The sequence below is a fragment of the Bacillus sp. SIMBA_074 genome, assembly GCF_046534555.1.
Classification (GTDB): domain Bacteria; phylum Bacillota; class Bacilli; order Bacillales; family Bacillaceae_G; genus Bacillus_A; species Bacillus_A mycoides.
This window is the reverse complement of the sequence record NZ_JAWRYM010001387.1, coordinates 1-228: the sequence shown is the minus strand read 5'-3', so window position 1 is coordinate 228 and position 228 is coordinate 1. Positions and strand designations below refer to the sequence as shown.

Genomic DNA, 228 nt, shown 5'->3' with positions numbered 1-228 from the left:
CACGAGGATCCCGCTGGGGCCGCGCAGGTACGTGAGCTTGTAGACGTCCTCATAGGTGGCGACCCCGCGCAGCGGGTGGTAGCCGTGCGCGGCGGCGATCGCGAGCGACTCGTCGATATCGTCGACCGCGAAGGCGACGCGGTGCATTCCGATCTCGTTCGGAAGTGTGGGCGACGTCTCGATCGCGTCCGGGTGGATGTACTCGAAGAACTCGAGGCGTCCCTGGCC

The 228-nt window shown here is 67.1% G+C and carries 1 protein-coding gene; it reads right to left on the bottom strand.

All coding sequences use genetic code 11. The features are described 5' to 3' along the window. A partial coding sequence (locus SB773_RS35255) for a VOC family protein (protein ID WP_486304350.1) occupies nt 1–228 on the bottom strand: 228 nt, incomplete at both ends.